Origin of the sequence: Sphingomonas bisphenolicum (assembly GCF_024349785.1) — a bacterium.
Taxonomy (GTDB): domain Bacteria; phylum Pseudomonadota; class Alphaproteobacteria; order Sphingomonadales; family Sphingomonadaceae; genus Sphingobium; species Sphingobium bisphenolicum.
This window is the reverse complement of the sequence record NZ_AP018817.1, coordinates 851,176-869,362: the sequence shown is the minus strand read 5'-3', so window position 1 is coordinate 869,362 and position 18,187 is coordinate 851,176. Positions and strand designations below refer to the sequence as shown.

At 67.8% G+C, this 18,187-nt stretch carries 15 protein-coding genes; 4 read left to right on the top strand and 11 right to left on the bottom strand.

What is annotated here, in order from left to right:
• Nucleotides 1–11: 11 nt before the first annotated feature.
• Genes SBA_RS04245 through SBA_RS04220 form a run of 6 tightly spaced genes read right to left on the bottom strand, consistent with a single transcriptional unit; the run spans nucleotide 12 to nucleotide 6,142 of the window.
• Nucleotides 12–890, bottom strand: a complete 879-nt coding sequence (locus SBA_RS04245) for an RDD family protein (RefSeq protein WP_261936005.1) — start codon at nucleotides 888–890, stop codon at nucleotides 12–14.
• On the bottom strand, nucleotides 874–1,908 hold the full coding sequence (locus SBA_RS04240) for a stage II sporulation protein M (protein ID WP_261936004.1): 1,035 nt from the start codon (nucleotides 1,906–1,908) through the stop codon (nucleotides 874–876). Before SBA_RS04240 ends, SBA_RS04245 begins: the two co-directional genes overlap by 17 nt.
• Nucleotides 1,905–3,218 carry a DUF58 domain-containing protein gene (locus tag SBA_RS04235; RefSeq protein WP_261936003.1) on the bottom strand — a complete coding sequence of 438 codons (1,314 nt, stop codon included), beginning with the start codon at nucleotides 3,216–3,218 and terminating at the stop codon, nucleotides 1,905–1,907. Before SBA_RS04235 ends, SBA_RS04240 begins: the two co-directional genes overlap by 4 nt.
• Nucleotides 3,219–3,243: 25 nt before the next feature.
• Nucleotides 3,244–4,200 carry an AAA family ATPase gene (locus SBA_RS04230; RefSeq protein ID WP_224548275.1) on the bottom strand — a complete coding sequence of 319 codons (957 nt, stop codon included), beginning with the start codon at nucleotides 4,198–4,200 and terminating at the stop codon, nucleotides 3,244–3,246.
• Complete coding sequence (locus tag SBA_RS04225) at nucleotides 4,197–5,438, bottom strand: hypothetical protein (RefSeq protein ID WP_261936002.1); 1,242 nt, start codon at nucleotides 5,436–5,438, stop codon at nucleotides 4,197–4,199. The genes SBA_RS04230 and SBA_RS04225 overlap by 4 nt, the downstream gene beginning before the upstream one ends.
• A complete protein-coding gene (locus tag SBA_RS04220; protein ID WP_261936001.1) occupies nucleotides 5,435–6,142 on the bottom strand; it encodes a DUF4129 domain-containing protein in 708 nt (235 codons plus the stop codon). Before SBA_RS04220 ends, SBA_RS04225 begins: the two co-directional genes overlap by 4 nt.
• 125 nt (nucleotides 6,143–6,267) lie before the next feature.
• On the opposite strand from SBA_RS04220, the gene SBA_RS04215 reads away from it, so the two are divergent.
• Complete coding sequence (locus SBA_RS04215; protein ID WP_261936000.1) at nucleotides 6,268–7,059, top strand: hypothetical protein; 792 nt, start codon at nucleotides 6,268–6,270, stop codon at nucleotides 7,057–7,059.
• Between the two features lie 191 nt (nucleotides 7,060–7,250).
• Complete coding sequence (locus SBA_RS04210) at nucleotides 7,251–8,549, top strand: methyltransferase family protein (RefSeq protein ID WP_224548284.1); 1,299 nt, start codon at nucleotides 7,251–7,253, stop codon at nucleotides 8,547–8,549.
• 3 nt (nucleotides 8,550–8,552) lie between these two features.
• Here SBA_RS04210 and SBA_RS04205 read toward each other — a convergent pair whose 3' ends face one another.
• Both SBA_RS04205 and SBA_RS04200 read right to left on the bottom strand, forming a co-directional pair.
• Nucleotides 8,553–9,926: a glutamate--cysteine ligase gene (locus SBA_RS04205; protein ID WP_261935999.1), complete on the bottom strand. Its 1,374-nt coding sequence runs from the start codon at nucleotides 9,924–9,926 to the stop codon at nucleotides 8,553–8,555.
• A gap of 99 nt (nucleotides 9,927–10,025) precedes the next feature.
• Nucleotides 10,026–10,772, bottom strand: a complete 747-nt coding sequence (locus tag SBA_RS04200) for a 16S rRNA (uracil(1498)-N(3))-methyltransferase (RefSeq protein WP_261935998.1) — start codon at nucleotides 10,770–10,772, stop codon at nucleotides 10,026–10,028.
• A 93-nt stretch (nucleotides 10,773–10,865) separates the two neighbouring features.
• Here SBA_RS04200 and ubiA point away from each other — a divergent pair, with 93 nt between their 5' ends.
• Nucleotides 10,866–11,774, top strand: a complete 909-nt coding sequence (ubiA, locus tag SBA_RS04195) for a 4-hydroxybenzoate octaprenyltransferase (RefSeq protein WP_261935997.1) — start codon at nucleotides 10,866–10,868, stop codon at nucleotides 11,772–11,774.
• Nucleotides 11,771–13,225: a phospholipase D-like domain-containing protein gene (locus SBA_RS04190; protein ID WP_261935996.1), complete on the top strand. Its 1,455-nt coding sequence runs from the start codon at nucleotides 11,771–11,773 to the stop codon at nucleotides 13,223–13,225. The genes ubiA and SBA_RS04190 overlap by 4 nt, the downstream gene beginning before the upstream one ends.
• 1 nt (nucleotide 13,226) lies before the next feature.
• Here SBA_RS04190 and SBA_RS04185 read toward each other — a convergent pair whose 3' ends face one another.
• The 3 genes from SBA_RS04185 to SBA_RS04175 form a co-directional block, all read right to left on the bottom strand.
• The gene (locus SBA_RS04185) at nucleotides 13,227–16,670 is read right to left on the bottom strand and encodes a chromosome segregation SMC family protein (protein ID WP_261935995.1); all 3,444 of its coding nucleotides are present in this window, start codon (nucleotides 16,668–16,670) and stop codon (nucleotides 13,227–13,229) included.
• 68 nt (nucleotides 16,671–16,738) lie between these two features.
• On the bottom strand, nucleotides 16,739–17,470 hold the full coding sequence (locus tag SBA_RS04180) for a DsbA family protein (RefSeq protein ID WP_261935994.1): 732 nt from the start codon (nucleotides 17,468–17,470) through the stop codon (nucleotides 16,739–16,741).
• A gap of 45 nt (nucleotides 17,471–17,515) precedes the next feature.
• Nucleotides 17,516–18,187: a DsbA family protein gene (locus tag SBA_RS04175; protein ID WP_261935993.1), complete on the bottom strand. Its 672-nt coding sequence runs from the start codon at nucleotides 18,185–18,187 to the stop codon at nucleotides 17,516–17,518.

Sequence of the window (18,187 nt, the reverse complement as noted above, 5' to 3'; positions counted from 1 at the left end):
ACAGGCCGGTCTTAACGCCGCCCCGTCGTCGCATGCTTGTCCTCGCGGCGGCGACCGACCAGCATGGCGCGTTCCAGGCGGGCGCAGAGCGCGGCGTAATAGTCGGAAAGGAAGCCATAATCATCGCCATCGTCGGGCAGGCCGGCCTTGCGTCGGATCGTCGCGGCGACGGTGACGATCGCATCATCCTGGCCGCCCCGCAGCACATTTTCCAGCGTCTGCAGCTCGTAGATGCCGTAGAGGTCGAGCGCGGCGTCGCTGAAGATCCGGCGCGGCTGCTCCGCACGGGCGGCGACGAGATCCGCGCCCAGCTTCGCCCGCACATTGTTCACGACCCAGGTGCCCGCCAGCAGATCCCCCACCCGCAGCCGGTCACGGTTGAACAGCGGGAAGAAGAGGAAGATGCCGGTCCAGCACAGGGCGAAGAGGGTCAGGAAGCCGTCGGCCGCGCCCTGCGACGCCTGCATGCCGAGGAAGGACAACGGCAGGAAGACTTCGATCTCGCGCAGGGCGTTGCGGGCGATCACCGCGCCGCCGGTCAGCCGCCCGCCGTCGCGCGCGACGACGCGCAGGCCGAGCAGCCGCTTGCCCGGCGTCGCGCCGCGCCCGCCCATTTCGAACAGGATGAACCAGCCGTTGCGCAGCATGAAGGCGCCGACCAGCCAGAGGATCAAAAAGATTTCGGCGCGCGCCTGGGCGATGCCGAGCAGGCCGAGCAGGATCGTGCCGAGGATCAGGCTGATGAACAGGATGAGGATGTCGAGGATGAAGGCCGAGGCCCGCGTCCCCGCGCTCGCCAGTTCCAGGCGCAGGTCGACGCCTTCGGGCGTGACGAAGCTGCGCCGCAGCGAGGCGGGCGCCTTTGGCGCGCGGTTACGCCGCCAGCGCATCTTGGCCCTCCGCGCGGCGGGGTAGGTAATAATAGGTCAGCCAGCCGGCCAGCGCGGCCAGGCCGATGCCATAGCGCATCGCGTCCGACTGAACCGTCTGCCGCCCGATCCCTTCGAGCAGGCCCGCGACCAGCAGCATGAGGACGACGCCCGCCATCGCGATGGCGGCGCTGCGCCCGGCGATGACGGCGGCTTCGGTGCGTTCATACCGCCCCGGAAAGGCGACGGCGGTGCCGATCTTCATGCCCGCCGCGCCCGCCAGGATGATGGCGAACATCTCGGTCGAGCCGTGGATGGTGAGCCAGCCAAGGAAGTTGAGACCCAGCCCCTTTTGCGCGAACAGGCAGAGCATCGCGCCCAGGGTGAGACCGTTATAGACGAGCAGCAGCACGGTCGGCACGGTGAAGGCGAAGCCCAGGGCAAAGGCGAAGATCGCGACCTGGCTGTTATGGGTGAAGAGATAGGCGGCGAAGGTGGCGAGGCCGCCGCCCTCCTGCGGCCCGTAGATGGTGGCGCGCAGCGTTTCCGCGCTGGCGGACGGATCGCGCCCGCCCGACATCGCGTCGGGGATGATGCTGTAATACCAGCTCGGATCGGTGGCGACGAGCCACCAGCCGGCTACGACGCCCGCCACCGTCAGGATGAGGCAGATCAGGGTTTCGCGCCAGAGCGCCTGCACGCTCAATGGCCAGTCGCGCGCGAAGAAGCGGGCAAGCTGGCGGGTCGCGGTGTCGGGCACGCCGTAGAGCTGGAAATAGGCGCGGGTGCAGAGCTGTTCGAGATAAGTGACGAGCGCCCGGTCGAGCGAGGTTTCGCGCGCCACCGAGAGCGACGACAGGGCGGAGCGGTAGAGCAGCGGCAGGGCGAGGATATCGTCTTCGGACAGGGCGCGGACCGAGCGTTTCTCCATGCGGGTGACGAGTTGGTCGAGCCGGTCCCATTCGCCTTCATGCGCGGCGCGGAAGCGGCTGGCGTTGACCAGAGGGGCGGCGGCGCGGCCGTCGATGAGCGCGCTCATAGCAGGTTCCTCCGCTTGAGATCGACATAGCCCTGGACCAGCCGGTCGGCGACCCGATCATGTTCGGCCTCGATGACATGGGCGCCCAGATGGCGCAGCCGGGTGAGCACCATCAGCCGGTCGCGCAGCAGGGCGGCGGCGGTGACGGCGCGGGTGACGTCGTCGGCATTGCGGGGCCGGCGGTCTAGGATCGATTCCAGTTCCTCGTCACGCAGGACGACCAGCAGCAGCAAATGGGTTTCGACCAGGCGGCTGGCGGCGCGGACGAGAAATTCAGCTGAGGTAAGGTCGGTGAATTCGGTGAAGAGGACGATCATCGAGCGGCGGGTGAGGCGCGTCGCGAGCGTGGTGAGGGCGTGGGTGTAGTTGGTTTCCTCCCCGCTATAGTCGATACGGGCGGCGAGGCGCTGAAGTTCACCAAAGGCGGCGGCGCCCGACACCAGCCCGCTGGCGATGCGCGGGCGCGAATCGAAGGCATGGAGCGCGACCCGATCCCCCAGCTTGAGCGCGACCCAGGCGGTCAGCAGGCTGGCCGATACGACGCGGTCGAGACGGCTGAGACACGCCACCGGCTCGCTCATCTGCCGGCCGGCATCGATCGCGAAGACGATCTGGTTGTTGCGTTCGGAGCGGAATTCCTTGGCGTGCAGCTTGGAGTGCCGGGCCGATTGCTTCCAGTCGATCGCGCGCCGGTCCATGCCGGAGCGAAACTCCACCAGCGCGTCGAAATCCGCGCCGTCGCCGCGATCGACCTGCGCCATCAACCCCTGGAGCGCGTGGCGCTGGAAGATCTGTGCGCCGCGATCGCGCACCGGGCGGATGTCGGGCAGGATCGCCATGGTCGCGTCGAGCGGCACGATCCGCTGTTTCCAGACGAGGCCGAGCGGCCCTTTCCAGCGCAGCCAGCCGCGCGCGATTCGCGCCGTGCCGCGCCGGACGGTGCGCAGCGGAATGGCGGCAGACGCCTTGCCCGCATGTAGGTCGACCCAGAGGCCGTCCCCATCCTCCGCTTTAAGCAGCGGTCCGGTGTCCAGCAGCAGTTGCGCGCGCGCCGGGGGGACGCCCGCGATCGTCACATGCGCCGCCGCCTCCACCGGCGCGCCGACGCTGGCGGTGCGGGGCACGTCGAGCCGCAGCGCTGCCTGCGCCGGCCGGCTGCCCAGCAGCGCGTCGGCGAGCGTTGCGAGCAGCACCGCCACCGGCCAGGCGAGCGCGGCGTACCAGCGGCCCGGCACCATCAGCGCAACGAGCAGCGTCGCGGGCGCGCCAGCCGCCGCCGTCCATATGGCTGTGCGTGTGGGATAGATCATGGGCGGTTGGTCATGGCGGGGGCGCTCAGCGCGGCGCCTCGATCGTGTCGATGATGCCGGTCACGACATCCTCGACCTGGCGGCCATCGATTTCGGCGGCGGGCGAGAGGATGAGGCGATGGCGCAGCAGGGCGGGCGCAAGCGCCTTGACGTCGTCGGGGATGACGAAATCGCGGCCGTCCAGCGCCGCGCGGGCGCGCGCCGCGCCCGCCAGCATCGCGCCAGCGCGGGGGCTTGCGCCGCTTTCGAGATCGGCGACGTCGCGCGTGCCGCGGATGAGGGCGAGGATATAGTCGATCACTTCATCGACCAGCCGCACGCCATTCACCACAGCAATCGCTTCGGCGATCCGGGCGGCGTCGGCAACGGGGGCGACGCCCCAGGCTTCGGGCGTCATCGCGTGGGTGCGCGCGCCATGGGTGGCGACGATCTTCCGCTCCTCCGCGGCGCTGGGATAATCGACGCTCTGCTTGAAGAGGAAGCGGTCGAGCTGCGCTTCGGGCAGCGGATAGACGCCCTGCTGCTCGATCGGATTTTGCGTGGCGACGACCATGAAACGGTCGCTCAAGGCCAGGCTTTCGCCGTCGATGGTGACGGTGCGTTCCTGCATCGCCTCCAGCAGGGCCGCCTGCGTCTTGGGCGGGGTGCGGTTGATTTCGTCGGCCAGCAGCAATTCGGTGAAGATGGGGCCGCGCGTCAGGCTGAACTGGCTGGTCTGGAAGTTGAACAGATTGGCGCCGATGATGTCGCCGGGCATCAGGTCCGGCGTGAACTGGATGCGGCCGAAATCGAGGCCGAGGGCGCGGGCAAAACTGTGGGCGATCAGCGTCTTGGCGGTGCCGGGCGGCCCTTCCAGCAGGATGTGGCCGCCGGAAAAGAGCGCGACGAGCATGAGATCGACGGTTGCTTCCTGCCCCACGACCGCGCGGGCCACCTGCTGCTTGATGGCCTGGCCGAGCGCCTGAACCTCTTCTACCGTCATCTGCTCTTATCCTCTTGCCAATCGTGGAGTGCCTGCGCCGCGTCGAGCAGGCTGTGCCGGTCGCGCGCCGCGTCCGCCACCTGCAGGAGGTCGGTGAAGCGATGCGCCCCCTTCAAACTGTCGAGATATTCGTCCAGCGCGCCGTCGCGCAGCCGGGCGGGCGCGCCGAAGGCCCGCGCGGCACGATCGCGAATGGCGGCGGCATAACGGCCGCCGAGCCGCGCTTCGCGTCCGGCCTTGCGGATCAGCAGCGCGCTGTTGTCGACCAGCGCCGTCTTGCCGAAGGCGACGGCGCGGGCGCGCGCGCGCGGCGGGCCGAAACGGCCGAAGGCGTGGAGACCGGCGAGCAGTAGCGCGGCGGCGATCGCCAGCGTCATCGCCAGGAAGGGCGGCTCAAACAGCAATTTGAGCGGACTGCGCGAATGGCCGAGGCCATTCATCGACACGTCGAAGGCGACGCCGTCGGGATCGGTGCTGTTCATCCAGTCGAGCAGGGCCAGCGCGGATCGGGCCTGGCCCAGATCCTTCATGCCGCGATTGTTGAGCAGGTCGGGATCGGCCAGAACATAGAGCGGCCCTTCCCCGATCCGGGCCAGCACGATGCCGCCCCTGCCGTCGGTCAACAAAGGGGTGAGCTGGCGCCATTGATCCTGCTGCTGCTTGTTGGTCGGATCGATGCCGGTGATGACCTGGATCGGACGCGGCGCCCAGAAGCGACCGGGGACGCCATTGGAGACGAGCGCGCCGCCGCCGCTGCGATATTGGCGCATGGTGAAGCGGACGCCGGGCGCGAGCACGCCGATCGGCTCGTGTAGCGGCAGCAACCCGCGATAGCGCGCCCAGCCGGGATGATCGTCATCCGGTACTGTGCGCCATTTGGGCAGCACGAACAGAGTCGGCCGGGTCGCACGCTGCATCAGCGCCTCGCTGATGTCGACCGCCCCCGTTTCGGGGGTAACCACCAGCAGGTCTTCGGTATCGAATTCATGGGCGGTGCGCACGATGCGGGGATGGCGGCCGGTCGCTTCGGCCAGTTGCACCAGAGCGGCATAGCCGGTCACCGCATTGGACAGCGCGTGCGCGCCGCCATTGCGGCCCGATCGCAGGTCGGGCGCATAGGCGCCCAGCACCAGCATGGCGGCGAAACCGGCAATGCCGATCGCCAGCATCAGTCCGACGGTGCGGCCGCGGAACAGCGCCGTGTCGGCCTGCGGCGGAGCGATGGCGATATCGCTCATGCCGTCCCGTTCCTTGGCCAATTCCGTGTCTGGGCGAAATCGGCATAGGCAAGGCGGCAGCGGCCCCATTCGTCCGCATCGATCGGGCGGCCGCCGAACAGGCTGCGCTCGACCGCGGATGCGATTTCCGAGAACAGACGGCGCGGCGCGGACGGAATGCCATCGGCGCGGGCGAGATCGCGGCTGGTGAGCGCCGGGCGCACGATCTGCGGACGACGACGCGCCATATCCTCCACGCTGCGCAGCAGGAGATGATGCACCGCCTGCGCATAATCGCCCTGCGCGGCGAGCGCATCGGCCTCCTCCAGCCAGGCGCGCGCCGGGGTGGCATCGGGGGTCCAGTCCTCTTGCGCCGCGTCCACCGCTGCGGCCGAACGGCGCCGCCGCCAGCGCGGCCAGCGCCAGACGCCGTGGCGCACCCGGTCCACCACGATCCAGAGGATCAACAGCGCCAGCGCGGCGATCATGGTCCACAGGACAATGCGGGCATAGGGCGCATCGGGCATGAAGCTGCCGATCCAGCGCAGGAAGCGGCCCACCGGAGCCAGTGCCCATTCCAGCCACTCGCCCAGCGCCTTCAGCCAGGCCGGCGGCGGTGGACGGCCCGGTGCGGCCATCATGTCGAACTGCACGTCGCCGCCGGCCAGCAGCGCGCGATGCGCCGCAGCCAGTTGCTCGTCCGACATATGTCCTGGTCCGGCCATCGATGCCCACCCCCGTCGCGGCAGACCCTAGCGGCTGGCGACGATGGCGCAAGTCATTCAAAGGATGACAAAGTCGGTCAGATGCGACAGCATCCGGTCCGGATCTGGAGATGGGGGGTATGATAATGGCGACGCGGGCGGCTTTGAGCGAGCAACGGTCCTTCTCTGTCGGCCGGGTGTTGAGCCGGGCCTTCGGAACGCTGGGTGACAATCCGCTTGCGACCTTCGGCATCGCCTTCCTGTTCGGGTCGATCCCGCAATTTCTCTACAGCTATTTCATCGGTTCGACGCTGGCGAGCGCGGACCGGGCCAGCACGATCGCCGCCATCGCCGTATCGGTCGCTTCCTTCGTCGTCTTCCTGCTGCTTTCGATGCTGGTGCAGGGCGCGCTGGTGCGGGCGACGCTGGCCCATGCGCAAGGGGAGCGGGCGAGCTTCGCCCAATGCATCGGCACCGGGCTGGCCAAGGCGGTGCCGCTGATCGGCCTCACCATCCTGCTGATCCTGGGGATCATGGCCGGGTTCACGCTGTTCTTCATACCCGGCGTGATCCTGTTCCTGATGTGGTCGGTCGCGGCGCCAGCGCTGGTCGCCGAAGATAGCGGAGTGTTCGGCGCCTTTTCGCGCAGCCGGTTCCTGACCAAGGGCGCGCGCTGGCGCATCTTCGGGTTGCAGATGCTGTTGCTGGTGCTGATATGGCTGGTGTCCGCGGCGCTGGGCGCGGTCATCCTGGCGAGCGGCATGACGCCCCAAGGGATCGCCACGGCCGCCCTGTCACTGCCCTATCTGCTGGTGTCGGCGGTCAGCAACACGCTGATCATCGCCTTCTGGAGCACGGTGCAGGCCAGCCTCTATATCGATCTGCGCGGCTGGAAGGACGGGCCGCAGGCACAGGATCTGGCGGATATCTTCGGCTAGAGGATTGTGGATCGGATGGAATCGTCAGTTGACCTGGGCAACGAGACGGCCGCGGCTATCCGTCGTCCGAGCGAGAGGCCGGGCAAACGGCGAAGTTGCTCTGCCTGGACATGGAAGCGCATAATATCGATCCCATCAGCCACAGACGCCAATTCACCGCTTGCTTACCATTTTGCGCTATTGCGGCCGGCATGAGCAAGGTCGATCCCTGTCCGAAATCCGCCGTCAGCCATGGTGTCGGCATTGCCGGTCTGGTCGGCCTGGGCCTGTGGACGCTGGTGGCGCGCCATTATGGGATGAACGGGCCGAATGCCGGCCTTGCCGCAGTGGTCGCGTGCGGCCTGCCGATGGTGCTGTGGTCGCTGATCGTGGACAAGGTGCATCGCAACGCATCGACCGGGATCGACTGGCGCGCGCCGGCCCGGACGGTGCGGGACGTGCTGGACATCAGCATCGTCAAGATCGCCGGACTGTGGGCGACCTGGCTCGCCATCGCCATCTTCTATTGCATCGCCCGCTGGTATTGGAGCGGCAATTACCGTTTTTCGATGGACCTGTTCATGGCGGCCGCGCCCTGGCTGCTGGTCCTGTCCGTCCCCTATATGCTCTGGATCGACCGGCGACTGGTGGAGCCGAAGGACGCCTGCTTCAGCTTCGGCCAGTGGGTGATCGGCGGCGTGGCGGGGCAGGCCGACATGCGCCAGGTCGCGCATCATGCCCGCGCCTGGGCGGTGAAGGGGTTCTTCCTGGCCTTCATGGTGTCAATCGTACCGGGCAATTTCGCCAGCGTGGTCGAATGGCGGATCGAGGATGCCTTCGCCCATCCGGTGGCGCTGGCCGGCTTCCTTATCGCGATCATGTTCATGATCGACGTCTGCCTGGCGACGGTCGGCTATATCCTGACGTTCAAGCCGCTGGATTCGCACATCCGCACCGCCAACCCCTATCTGGGCGGCTGGCTGGCGGCGCTGATGTGCTACCCGCCCTTCGTCCTGATGGGCGGCGGCGGGCCGCTCGACTATCACGCCGGGGGCGCGGAATGGGATTACTGGACGCAAGGGTCGAGCGCGCTGCAATGGCTGCTGGGCGGCTGGCTGGTGCTGCTGACCGGACTGTACGCCTGGGCGACGGTGGCGTTCGGGCTGCGCTTTTCCAACCTGACCCATCGCGGCATATTGACCCATGGCCCCTATCGCTGGACCCGGCACCCGGCCTATCTGTCGAAGAACCTGTTCTGGTGGTTTTCCGCCCTGCCCTTCCTGTCGGTCAGCGGATCGCTGGTCGACATGGTGCGCAACTGCGCGATGCTGGCGCTGACCAACGCGGTCTATTATTGGCGCGCCAAGACGGAGGAAAAGCATCTGTCAGCCGACCCCGATTATCGCGCCTATAGCGACTGGATGGAGCGCCACGCGCCGGTGCCGCGCTTCTTCGCCTGGGTGACGGGGAAGAAGCGCGAGACGGCGATGACGGCGCAGGCCGCCGAATAGAGTTTAGAAGCTTTCCTCGCCATAAACGCGGCTGAGATCGCCCTGCCATTCCCCATGATAGCGTTCCAGCAGCCGTTCGGCGTTGGTCTTGCCGGACGCAACCACCTCGTCCAGGAAGGACAGATAGCCGGTCTCATTGTCGCCCGCGCCGTTGAGGCGCGCACGCGACGCCAACCCGGACCGGGCGATATCGACCACCTGCCCCGCAATGTCGCGCAGCTTGCGCCCGCCGCCGATCGGCGCGTCGAGGCCCAGCTTCGGTACGGAATCGCGCAATATCTGCCGTTCCTCCATGGGCCAGTCCTTGACCACGTCCCACGCCGCGTCGAGCGCGCCCTGGTCATAGAGCAGCCCGACCCACAAAGCCGGCAGCGCGCAGATGCGGTTCCACGGGCCGCCGTCGGCGCCACGCATTTCCAGGAAGCTCTTCATCCGCACCTCGGGGAAGGCGGTGGAGAGATGATCCTCCCAATCCTTTTCCGTGGGCTTTTCGCCCGGCAGGACGGCCAGCTTGCCGTCGAGGAAATCGCGGAAGCTATGGCCCGACGCATCGATATATTGGCCGTCGCGATAGACGAAATACATCGGCACATCGAGCGCATAGTCGGCGTAGCGTTCATAGCCAAAGCCGTCTTCGAACACGAAGGGCAGCATCCCGGTGCGCTTGGGATCGGTGTCCGACCAGATATGGCTGCGATAGGACAGGAAGCCGTTGGGCTTGCCTTCGGTGAAGGGCGAATTGGCGAACAGCGCGGTCGCCAGCGGCTGGAGCGCCAACGACACGCGGAATTTCTGCGCCATATCCGCCTCGCTGCCATAGTCAAGGTTGGTCTGGATGGTGCAGGTGCGCAGCATCATGTCCAGTCCCATCGACCCCACGCGCGGCATGTGCCGCAACATGATCTCATAGCGGCCCTTGGGCATGATCGGAAGGTCAGCGCGCGTCTTGTCCGGCCACATGCCCAGGCCCAGAAAGCCCAGGCCCAGCATGTCGCCGACATATTTCACCTGTTCCAGATGCCGGCCGGTTTCGGCGCAGGTCTGGTGGAGGTTTTCCAGCGGCGCGCCCGACAGTTCGAGCTGGCCGGCCGGCTCCAGGCTGATGGTGCCGTCGGCGCCGGACAGGGCGATGATATTCTCGCCCTCGAACACCGGATTCCAGCCATAGCGGGTCAGGCCGATCAGCAGCGTATGGATGCCGCCCTTTTCCTCATAGGACGGGGCATGATGATCGCGGCGATTATAGACGAATTTCTCGTGCTCGGTCCCGATCCGCCAGCGATCCTTGGACTTTTCGCCTTTGGAAAAGGCTGCGATCAGTTGGTCGCGGCTTTCGATGACGGGATCATGATCCCCTGAGTCGGTTCTAGTGCTCATGCCCCGCCCTTACTGCTTCCCCTCGGCCCGTCAAACAAAGTCGGGCGATCACCACATAGGGCCTGCCTATGAGCGCTTCAATCCAATAGCGGAATGAAACTATTTCCAGTCGCCATTGATCGCCATCCAGGCCGACGTCGCGGCGATGGCGGCGGTTTCCGCCCGCAGGATGCGGGGGCCGAGCGACACCGGTACCGCGCCGGGCGTAGCGCGGATCGCGTCGCGCTCGGCCGGATCGAATCCGCCCTCCGGCCCGACCAGAAAGGCGGCGGGACCAGGGTGCGCCCGCAATGTCGCCTCCAACGGTGCGCCGCCCGTCTCGTCCGCAAAGAAAAGGTGCCGATCGAGCGACCAGCCTTTGAGCAGCGCGTCCAGCTTCAGCATGTCAGCGAGGTCGGGCAGCGCCGTCCGTCCGCATTGTTCGGCCGCCTCGACCAGATGGCTGTGCAGCCGGTCGAGGTTCAGCTTGTCCACCACCGCACGGCGGGTCAGCACGGGCTGGAGCCGGGCGACGCCCAGTTCGCACGCCTTTTCCGCGATCAGGTCGATCCGCCCCTTCTTGATCGGGGCGCAGCAGAGCCAGAAATCGGGCACATGTTCGGGCGACTTGGTCTGTTGCACGCATTCCAGCACCAGGTCGCGCTTGCGAATGTCTCGCGCGCGCGCCGCCCATTCGCCCGATCGCCCGTCGAACAGCAGGACGATGTCGTCGGGCTTCACCCGCATGACGCTGATCAGATAATGGGCCGGATTGCCGTCGATGGGCACCGCGACGCCTTCGCCCAGCTGGGTTTCGACATGAAGGCGCGGGGCGCTTTGCGGGGGCCAGGCGGGCGTTGCGGTCATTTTGTCTCTTCCGGTTCGGCCGCGCTTGTGGTCGGCCCGATCTTCCCTAAAGAGAAGCGACGGGCTTCGACAAGCTCATCGAACGGAGTCACGGTGAATTACAGGATCGTCCCCGACAGCGAAGCGCGCGGCCTGCTGGCGCGGTTGCCGGACACGCCGCGTATATTGGCGCAACTGGCCCGGTTCGACCGGCCGATTGGCTGGTGGCTGCTCTTCTGGCCGGGCGCATGGGCCGTGGCGCTGGCGGGCGGCGGCTTTGCGCGCTGGCCGCTGATCGGCTGGCTGCTGCTGGGCAGCATCGCGATGCGCGGCGCGGGCTGCGTGTTCAACGACATTGTCGACCGCGATCTCGACCGGAAGGTGGCGCGCACCGCCGCGCGACCGCTGGCGAGCGGGGCGATGTCGGTCAAGGTCGCCTGGGCCTGGCTGCTGGCGCTGTGCCTCGTCGGCCTGATCGTGCTGGTGCAACTCCATCCTTATGCGCAGGTCGTGGCGCTGGGCAGCCTGGCGCTGGTGGCCGCCTATCCCTTCATGAAACGGATCACCGGCTGGCCGCAGGTCTGGCTGGGGCTGGTTTTCTCCTGGGCGGCGCTGGTCGGCTGGAGCGAAGTCATGGGCGCAGTGAGCCTGCCGGGCCTGCTGCTTTATGCAGGAACGATTTTCTGGGTGGTGGGCTATGACACCATCTATGCGTTGCAGGACCGGGAGGATGATGCGCTGATCGGAATCGGATCGAGTGCCCTGTCGATGGGACGGCATGTGCGGGGCGGGGTGACGCTCTGCTACGCGCTGGCGCTGACATTATGGGCCTGTGCGATCTGGCAGATGCGGGGCGAGATGCTGGCGCTCGCCGCGCTGTTGCCGATGGCGGGGCATCTGTTGTGGCAGGTGGTGACACTCAAGGAAGATGGCGTCGATCCGCTCGCCAAATTCCGGTCCAATCGTTTTTCGGGGTTGCTGATGTTTCTGGGGTGTCTGGTGGTCGGGAGCAGCGTCGCATGACGCCGCAACCGGGGAAAGATTGCTGGCGCATCGCGCGGGCAGAGCGGGCGAGCGTCATCATCGACGCCGACAATTATTTTCGTCAGGCCCGTGCCGCGATGATGAAGGCGCAGCGCCGCATCATGCTGATCGGCTGGGATTTCGATCCTGCGATCAGTCTTATCCGCGAAGATGAGGCCAAGGACGGTGCGCCGACCGTGATCGGCGACTTCATCACCTGGCTGGTCGAACGCACGCCGGAGCTGGAGATTTTCCTGCTGCGCTGGGATGTCGGCGCGATGAAATCGATGACGCGGCCTTCGCACCTCGTCACCACGCTGCGCTGGATGGCGCATCCGCGGATCACGGTGAAGCTGGACGGCCATCATCCGCCCGCCGCATCGCACCATCAGAAGATCGTCGTGATCGACGATTGCTTCGCCTTTTGCGGCGGCATCGACATGACCGGCGACCGGTGGGATACGCGCCACCATCGCGACGAGGAACCGGGGCGCCTGCACCCCGACGGGTCGCCCTATAGCCCCTGGCATGACGCCACCACGGCGCTGATGGGACCGATCGCGGCGACACTGGGCGACCATGCGCGCAACCGCTGGGTCGGCGCGGGCGGCGACCCGCTGGAGCCGGTCGAAGGCGTGCAGGATTGCTGGCCCGACACGCTGCCGGTGCAGTTCGAAGGGGTCGATGTCGCGATCGCCCGCACCGCGCCGAAGATGGAAGACCAGGAGGAGCTGATCGAGATCGAGCGGCTCTACCTGAACCAGATCGCGGCGGCGCAACGGCATATCTATGCCGAGAGCCAATATTTCGCGTCGCGCCGCATCGCCGAGGCGATCTCGAAGCGGCTGGCCGAGGCGGACGGGCCGGACATCGTCATCGTCAATCCGGAACAGGCGGATGGCTGGCTGGAGCAGCAGGCGATGGATACGGCGCGCGCGCGCCTGTACGAAACGCTCAAGAGCCGCGATCCGCATGGCCGTTTCCGCATCTATCACCCCTTCACCCAGCGCGGCGCCCCCATCTACGTCCATGCCAAGGTGCTGATCGTCGACGACCGGCTGATCCGGGTCGGCTCGTCCAACATGAACAACCGCTCGATGCGGCTGGACACCGAGTGCGACATCTCGATCGACACCGCATTGCCCGGCAATGACGGACGTCAGGCGACGATCCTGAAGATCCGCGACGACCTGATCGCCGAGCATCTCGACCTGCCGGCCGAACGGGTGTCGGCGGTGATCGCAGAGCGCGGGCTGGTCGCGGGAATCGAGGAATTGCGGCAGAAGCCGGGCCGGACGCTGCGCCCCTATGTGACCCCGAACCTGAACGACGTGCAGGCTTGGATCGCCGACCATGAGGTGCTGGACCCCGAAGGGCCGGAGGAGATGTTCGAAGCTATCAGCGAACGCGGCCTGTTCCGCCGGATGAAAGGCTGGTTTGGGCGGAGCTGAGCTACTCCGCCGCCAGCAGCGCTTCGGCGCTTTGCAGATTGACCGACACCAGCCGGCTGACCCCGCGTTCGACCATGGTGACGCCGAACAGCCGGTGCATCCGGGCCATGCTGACGGCATTGTGGGTGACGATCAGGTAGCGGGTGTTGGTCTGCGCCACCATCGCGTCGAGCAGGTCGCAAAAGCGCTCCACATTGGCGTCGTCCAGCGGCGCATCGACCTCGTCCAGCACGCAGATCGGCGCGGGATTGGTCAGGAACAGGCCGAAGATCAGCGCCACGGCGGTCAGCGCCTGCTCGCCGCCTGACAACAGGGTGAGCGCGGCCAGCTTCTTGCCCGGCGGCTGCGCCATGATCTCCAGCCCGGCCTCCAGCGGATCGTCGCTGTCGATCAATTCCAGATGCGCCTGGCCGCCGTTGAACAGCGTGGTGAAGAGGCGGCGGAAATGGCCATCCACCGCTTCGAACGCGGCGAGCAGGCGCTGGCGCCCCTCGCGGTTCAAGCTGCCGATCGATCCGCGCAGGCGATGGATCGCCTGGGTCAGTTCCTCGCTTTCGGCGCGGCTCTTCGCCTGGGCAGCTTCCAGTTCCTCCAGTTCCTGCGCGGCGACGAGGTTGACCGGGCCGATCCGTTCGCGTTCGGCATGGAAGCGGTCATGATCGGCCAGTTCGGTCTGGGCCAACCGCACGTCGGCGCTGGCGAAGCCTAGTTTTTCGGGCAGGACCGGCGGCGGGCATGCAAAGCGTTCGCCCGACAGCCGGTTGGTTTCGACGCGCCGCTCGTCGGCGGCTTCGGCGCGGGCGACCGCGGTGGCGCGGGCTTCGCGGGCGGCGGCGAGCATTTCCCCCGCCTGAGCGGCGCGGCCCTCGGCGGTGCGCAGCGCGGCTTCCGCCTCCAGTTCGGCGCGGCGGGCCTGGTCGGCGGCGTCGGTCAGCGCCGATCCCCGATCATTGAGCGCGGCGATCGCGTCGGACAGCGATTCGGGCTGCGTCTCGATCGCGATCCTTTCGTTCCCGATCTCTTCGGCGCGGGCGACCATGGCGGCGATGCGCTTGGCCGCTTCCCCGGCGCGGGCGCGCCACCCCTTGATCTCCGCATCGGCCGCCGCCTGTCGCTCGCGATCGCTGGACAGGGCGCGGTCGGCGAGCGCCTGATCCGCCTGCAACTGGCTGACGGCGGCGCGCGCCTTGTCGCTCGCCTGCGACAGGGCGGCGACCAGCGCCCGCGTCTCTGCGCCGTCGGGCACGGCGGCGCGACCGGCCTGCGCCTTTTCATGCTCGCCCTGTGCGGCGGCGCGATCACGCTGCGCTCCGTCCAGCCGTTCCTCTATCCCTTCGCGCCGCCCGGCCAGCCGTTCGAGCGCGGTGGTCGCTTCGTCGGCGGCGCGGAGCGCGGCGCGCAATCGCTGGTCGGCCTGCGACAGGCTGGTGCGAGCCTGGGCGAGCGCCTGGGTGGCGGCCTGTTCGTCCGCCTTGGCCTCCTCCTGCGCCGTGGCGGCGCTGTCGACGTCAGCCTGAAGCGCGGGGCGCGCGGCGGCGATCGCGTCCAGCCGGTTGAGGCGGATCAGCCGCTCGGCCGCCGCCGCGCCACCCTCTGCCGCGACATAACCGTCCCAACGGCGCAACTGGCCGTCCAGAGTGACAAGGCGCTGGCCGACGGCGAGAGGCCGGCTATCGTCACGGTCCGCTACAACGATCTGTGCGAGACGGCGGGCCAGTTCGACCGGCGCGGTGACATGGACGGCCAAGGGCGTGGCGCCAGCGGGCAAGGCGGGATCGCCCGGCAGCGGATCGGCGCCGGCCCAGCGGCGCTTGCCGTCCGCGCCGACCGGCGCTTCCAGATCGTCGCCCAGCGCGGCGGCGAGCGCGCGTTCATAGCCGGGGGCGGCCTTCAACTGGTCGAGCGCGCGCGACCGGTTGCCTGCGCCGCTATCGACGGCGCGTTTGAGCGCTGCCGCCTCGCTATCGAGCGCGGCGAGGGCGGCGCGGGCGGAGGAAAGGGCCGCTTCCGCCGTATCGCGCGCCTCGGCGGCGGACTGGCGGTCAGCCTCGGCGGTCTGGATTGCGGCTTCGGCGGCGTCGCTATCGCCCTTCGCCCTGTCCTGATCGGTCAGCGCCGCGGTACGTTGCGCCTCCAGCGGGGTGGCGTCGGGCAGGGCGGCGGCTTCGGCGGCGAGCCGCACCACCTCCCGCTCCGCCCGGTCGAGGCGGGTGCGCCCGGCGGCCAGCGCCGCTTCGGCGACGCGCAGTTCGGCCTGTTCGGCCGCCTGGGTCGCCATCGCCCGCGCCAGATCCAGTTCGGCGTCGCGCGCGGCATCCTCGGCCGCGGCGATCCGGGCGGCGAAGGCCGGGCGCAGCTTTTCCGTCTCGGCGATACGCGCCTTCAGCGTGGCGATCTCCGCCGTCAGCCGGGCGATCGCATCGGCGGCGTCGTTGGCGAGCGTGCCTTCGCGGGCGCGATCCTCCTCCAGCCGGGACGCCTGTTGGGCGAGGTCGGCGAGGCGGCGAACCACGGCTTCCCGCTCGGTGCGGAGCGCGGCGAGGCGATGGCCCGCCTCATTGGCGTCGTCGCGCGCGCTCTGGGCGGCGGCGCGGCGATCGGCCAGCGTGGCGATGGCGGCCTGGGCGTGGGCGGCGGCGGCGAGCTGCCCCTCCTGCGCGGCGGCAACGGCGGCGTCCGCCTGTTTCGCTTCGGCGCGGGCGGCCTCCGCGCTCGCATTGGCTTCGCGCCAACGGGCGAAGAGGGTGCGGCCTTCGGCGACGCGGATCTGGTCGGAAAGCCGGATATAGCGTTCGGCGGCGCGGGCCTGCCGGCGCAGCGCGTTGGCGCGCGCATCCATGTCGAGCAGGATTTCGTCGAGCCGGGCGAGGTTGGCCTCCGCCGCGCGCAATTTCTGTTCAGCATCCTTGCGCCGGACATGAAGCCCGGCAATGCCCGCCGCTTCCTCCAGCATGGCGCGCCGTTCCTGGGGGCGGGCGGCGATGACGGCGGCGATACGCCCCTGACTGACCAGCGCGGGGCTGTGCGGCCCGGTGGCGGCGTCGGCGAAGACGAGCGATACATCCTTGGCGCGCACGTCGCGGCCATTGGCGCGATAGGCGCTGCCCGCGCCGCGCTCGATCCGGCGGGTGACCTCCAGTTCGCCGTCCGCGCCGACATCGACGGCGTTGAAAAGCTCGCCCTGCTCCTGGACGGTCAGCAGCGACACTTCGGCAAAGTCGCGCTGCGGCCGTGTGGCGGTGCCCGCGAAGATCACATCCTCCATGCCGCCGCCGCGCATGGATTTGGCGCTGGATTCGCCCATCACCCAGCGAATGGCTTCGAGCAGGTTGGACTTGCCGCAGCCATTGGGGCCGACGATGCCGGTCAGGCCCGGTTCGATCCGCAGTTCCGTCGCATCGACGAAGCTTTTGAAGCCGGAGAGTTTGAGCCGCTTTATCTGCACGGGGTCGCACCGGGACAGCGTGCCGCCCCGGCCCTTTCAAACGATGCTGTCAGCCCCCGCTGGCCCAATCAGATGCCCGCTTCCTTGAGCTTGGGCTGGAGCGACGCCCAGTTGGCGACATTGTCGACCAGAACGCCGTTGATGAGGAAGCTGGGCGTGCCCTGTATCTGATATTGGTTGTTCGCCGCCTCGACGCCCTTGGCCAGCCGTTCGGCCGCGCCGGTGTCGGCCAGGCACTGTTTCGCCTGATCGGCGGAAATGCCGCGTTGCTGCGCATATTCGACCAGACCGGCGATCTGCGCGATCGCGCCGGGGCGCTGGGCCGGGGGCAGCTTTTCGATGCCCTGATAGGCGGCCTCGTTACCCTGCACCTTTTCGAACATCGCCGCCTGATTGGCGAAAAACTGCTCCGACAGCGGATAGTAGATGTCCTTGCCGCCGCAGCCGGCGAGCAGCGCGGTGGTCAGGTCGATCGGGTCGCGCACATAGGTGCGGAATTCGAAGCTCATCTTGCCGGTGTCGACGATCTTCTTGATTTCCTCCGAGGCTTCGGCGGAGAAATCACGGCAATGGCTACAGGTGTAGGAGCCATATTCGACCAGCTTGATCTTGGCCGACGGATTGCCCATCAGATAATAGCCGTCGGGCGTCTGGGCGATAGTCTGCGACCAGCTTGTGCCCGCAGGGGCGGAGACGGCGGCGATCGGATCGCCGCTCGGCTTGGCGCCTTCCTCGCTCTTGCCGCAGGCGGCGAGGGTCAGGCTGACGGCGATGAGGGCAAGAGCGGAAACGGCTTTCACGGCGGGCAAGGCTCCGATGACTGGCGGTATGGACGGGGTTTTAGATCAGTGCGCGGCGGCGGGCAATGCGGCCTGGAGAATGGACCAGGTCGATCCCTTGACGAGCGTGCCGTTGACGACGAAGCCGGGCGTGCCGCCGATCTTCACCTTGTTCCAGGCGTCGTCGGTCATGGCGAGGATCTGCTTCATCGCCGTCGGGTTGGCGACGCAGGCGTCGAGCTGGGCATTGGTGAAGCCGCGCTTGTTCATCAGGGCATAGAGGCCGGTCTTTTGCCCGATATCGCGTATCGCCGCGGTCTGGTCCGCGGGCTTTTCGGTCGTCGCCCCGTCATAAGCCTCGATCTGCTCCATCCAGGCGGTCTGGTTGGCGAACAGCGCCTCATGATTGCCGATGAAGCGGGCCGGGCCGCCGCACCGCGCGAGCAAGGCGGCCGTCAGGTCATATCGGTCGCGCACGGCATTGCGGACTTCCACGCTCACCTTGCCGCCCTTCACATAGTCGGCCTTGAGCGGGGCGCTCGCCTCCCCCACGAAATGGGCGCAGTGGGAACAGGTGTAGCTGACATATTCGACCAGCTTGGTCGGCGCATTGGGATTGCCCATCGCATGGCCGCCGATCGGCGAGAGCACGACCCGGCTCACCCAGTTGGCGGCAGGCGCGGCGACCAGCGCGGCGGGAACGGCAAGCAAAGCAAGCGGCAGGAACAGTGTCTTCAT

What these genes read in the sequence shown, in the direction of transcription:
- SBA_RS04245 (WP_261936005.1), bottom strand. Translation starts at nt 890, where the DNA reads ATGCGCTGGCGGCGTAACCGCGCGCCAAAGGCGCCCGCCTCGCTGCGG.
- SBA_RS04240 (WP_261936004.1), bottom strand. Translation starts at nt 1,908, where the DNA reads ATGAGCGCGCTCATCGACGGCCGCGCCGCCGCCCCTCTGGTCAACGCC.
- SBA_RS04235 (WP_261936003.1), bottom strand. Translation starts at nt 3,218, where the DNA reads ATGATCTATCCCACACGCACAGCCATATGGACGGCGGCGGCTGGCGCG.
- SBA_RS04230 (WP_224548275.1), bottom strand. Translation starts at nt 4,200, where the DNA reads ATGACGGTAGAAGAGGTTCAGGCGCTCGGCCAGGCCATCAAGCAGCAG.
- SBA_RS04225 (WP_261936002.1), bottom strand. Translation starts at nt 5,438, where the DNA reads ATGAGCGATATCGCCATCGCTCCGCCGCAGGCCGACACGGCGCTGTTC.
- SBA_RS04220 (WP_261936001.1), bottom strand. Translation starts at nt 6,142, where the DNA reads ATGGCCGGACCAGGACATATGTCGGACGAGCAACTGGCTGCGGCGCAT.
- SBA_RS04215 (WP_261936000.1), top strand. Translation starts at nt 6,268, where the DNA reads ATGGCGACGCGGGCGGCTTTGAGCGAGCAACGGTCCTTCTCTGTCGGC.
- SBA_RS04210 (WP_224548284.1), top strand. Translation starts at nt 7,251, where the DNA reads ATGAGCAAGGTCGATCCCTGTCCGAAATCCGCCGTCAGCCATGGTGTC.
- SBA_RS04205 (WP_261935999.1), bottom strand. Translation starts at nt 9,926, where the DNA reads ATGAGCACTAGAACCGACTCAGGGGATCATGATCCCGTCATCGAAAGC.
- SBA_RS04200 (WP_261935998.1), bottom strand. Translation starts at nt 10,772, where the DNA reads ATGACCGCAACGCCCGCCTGGCCCCCGCAAAGCGCCCCGCGCCTTCAT.
- SBA_RS04190 (WP_261935996.1), top strand. Translation starts at nt 11,771, where the DNA reads ATGACGCCGCAACCGGGGAAAGATTGCTGGCGCATCGCGCGGGCAGAG.
- SBA_RS04175 (WP_261935993.1), bottom strand. Translation starts at nt 18,187, where the DNA reads ATGAAGACACTGTTCCTGCCGCTTGCTTTGCTTGCCGTTCCCGCCGCG.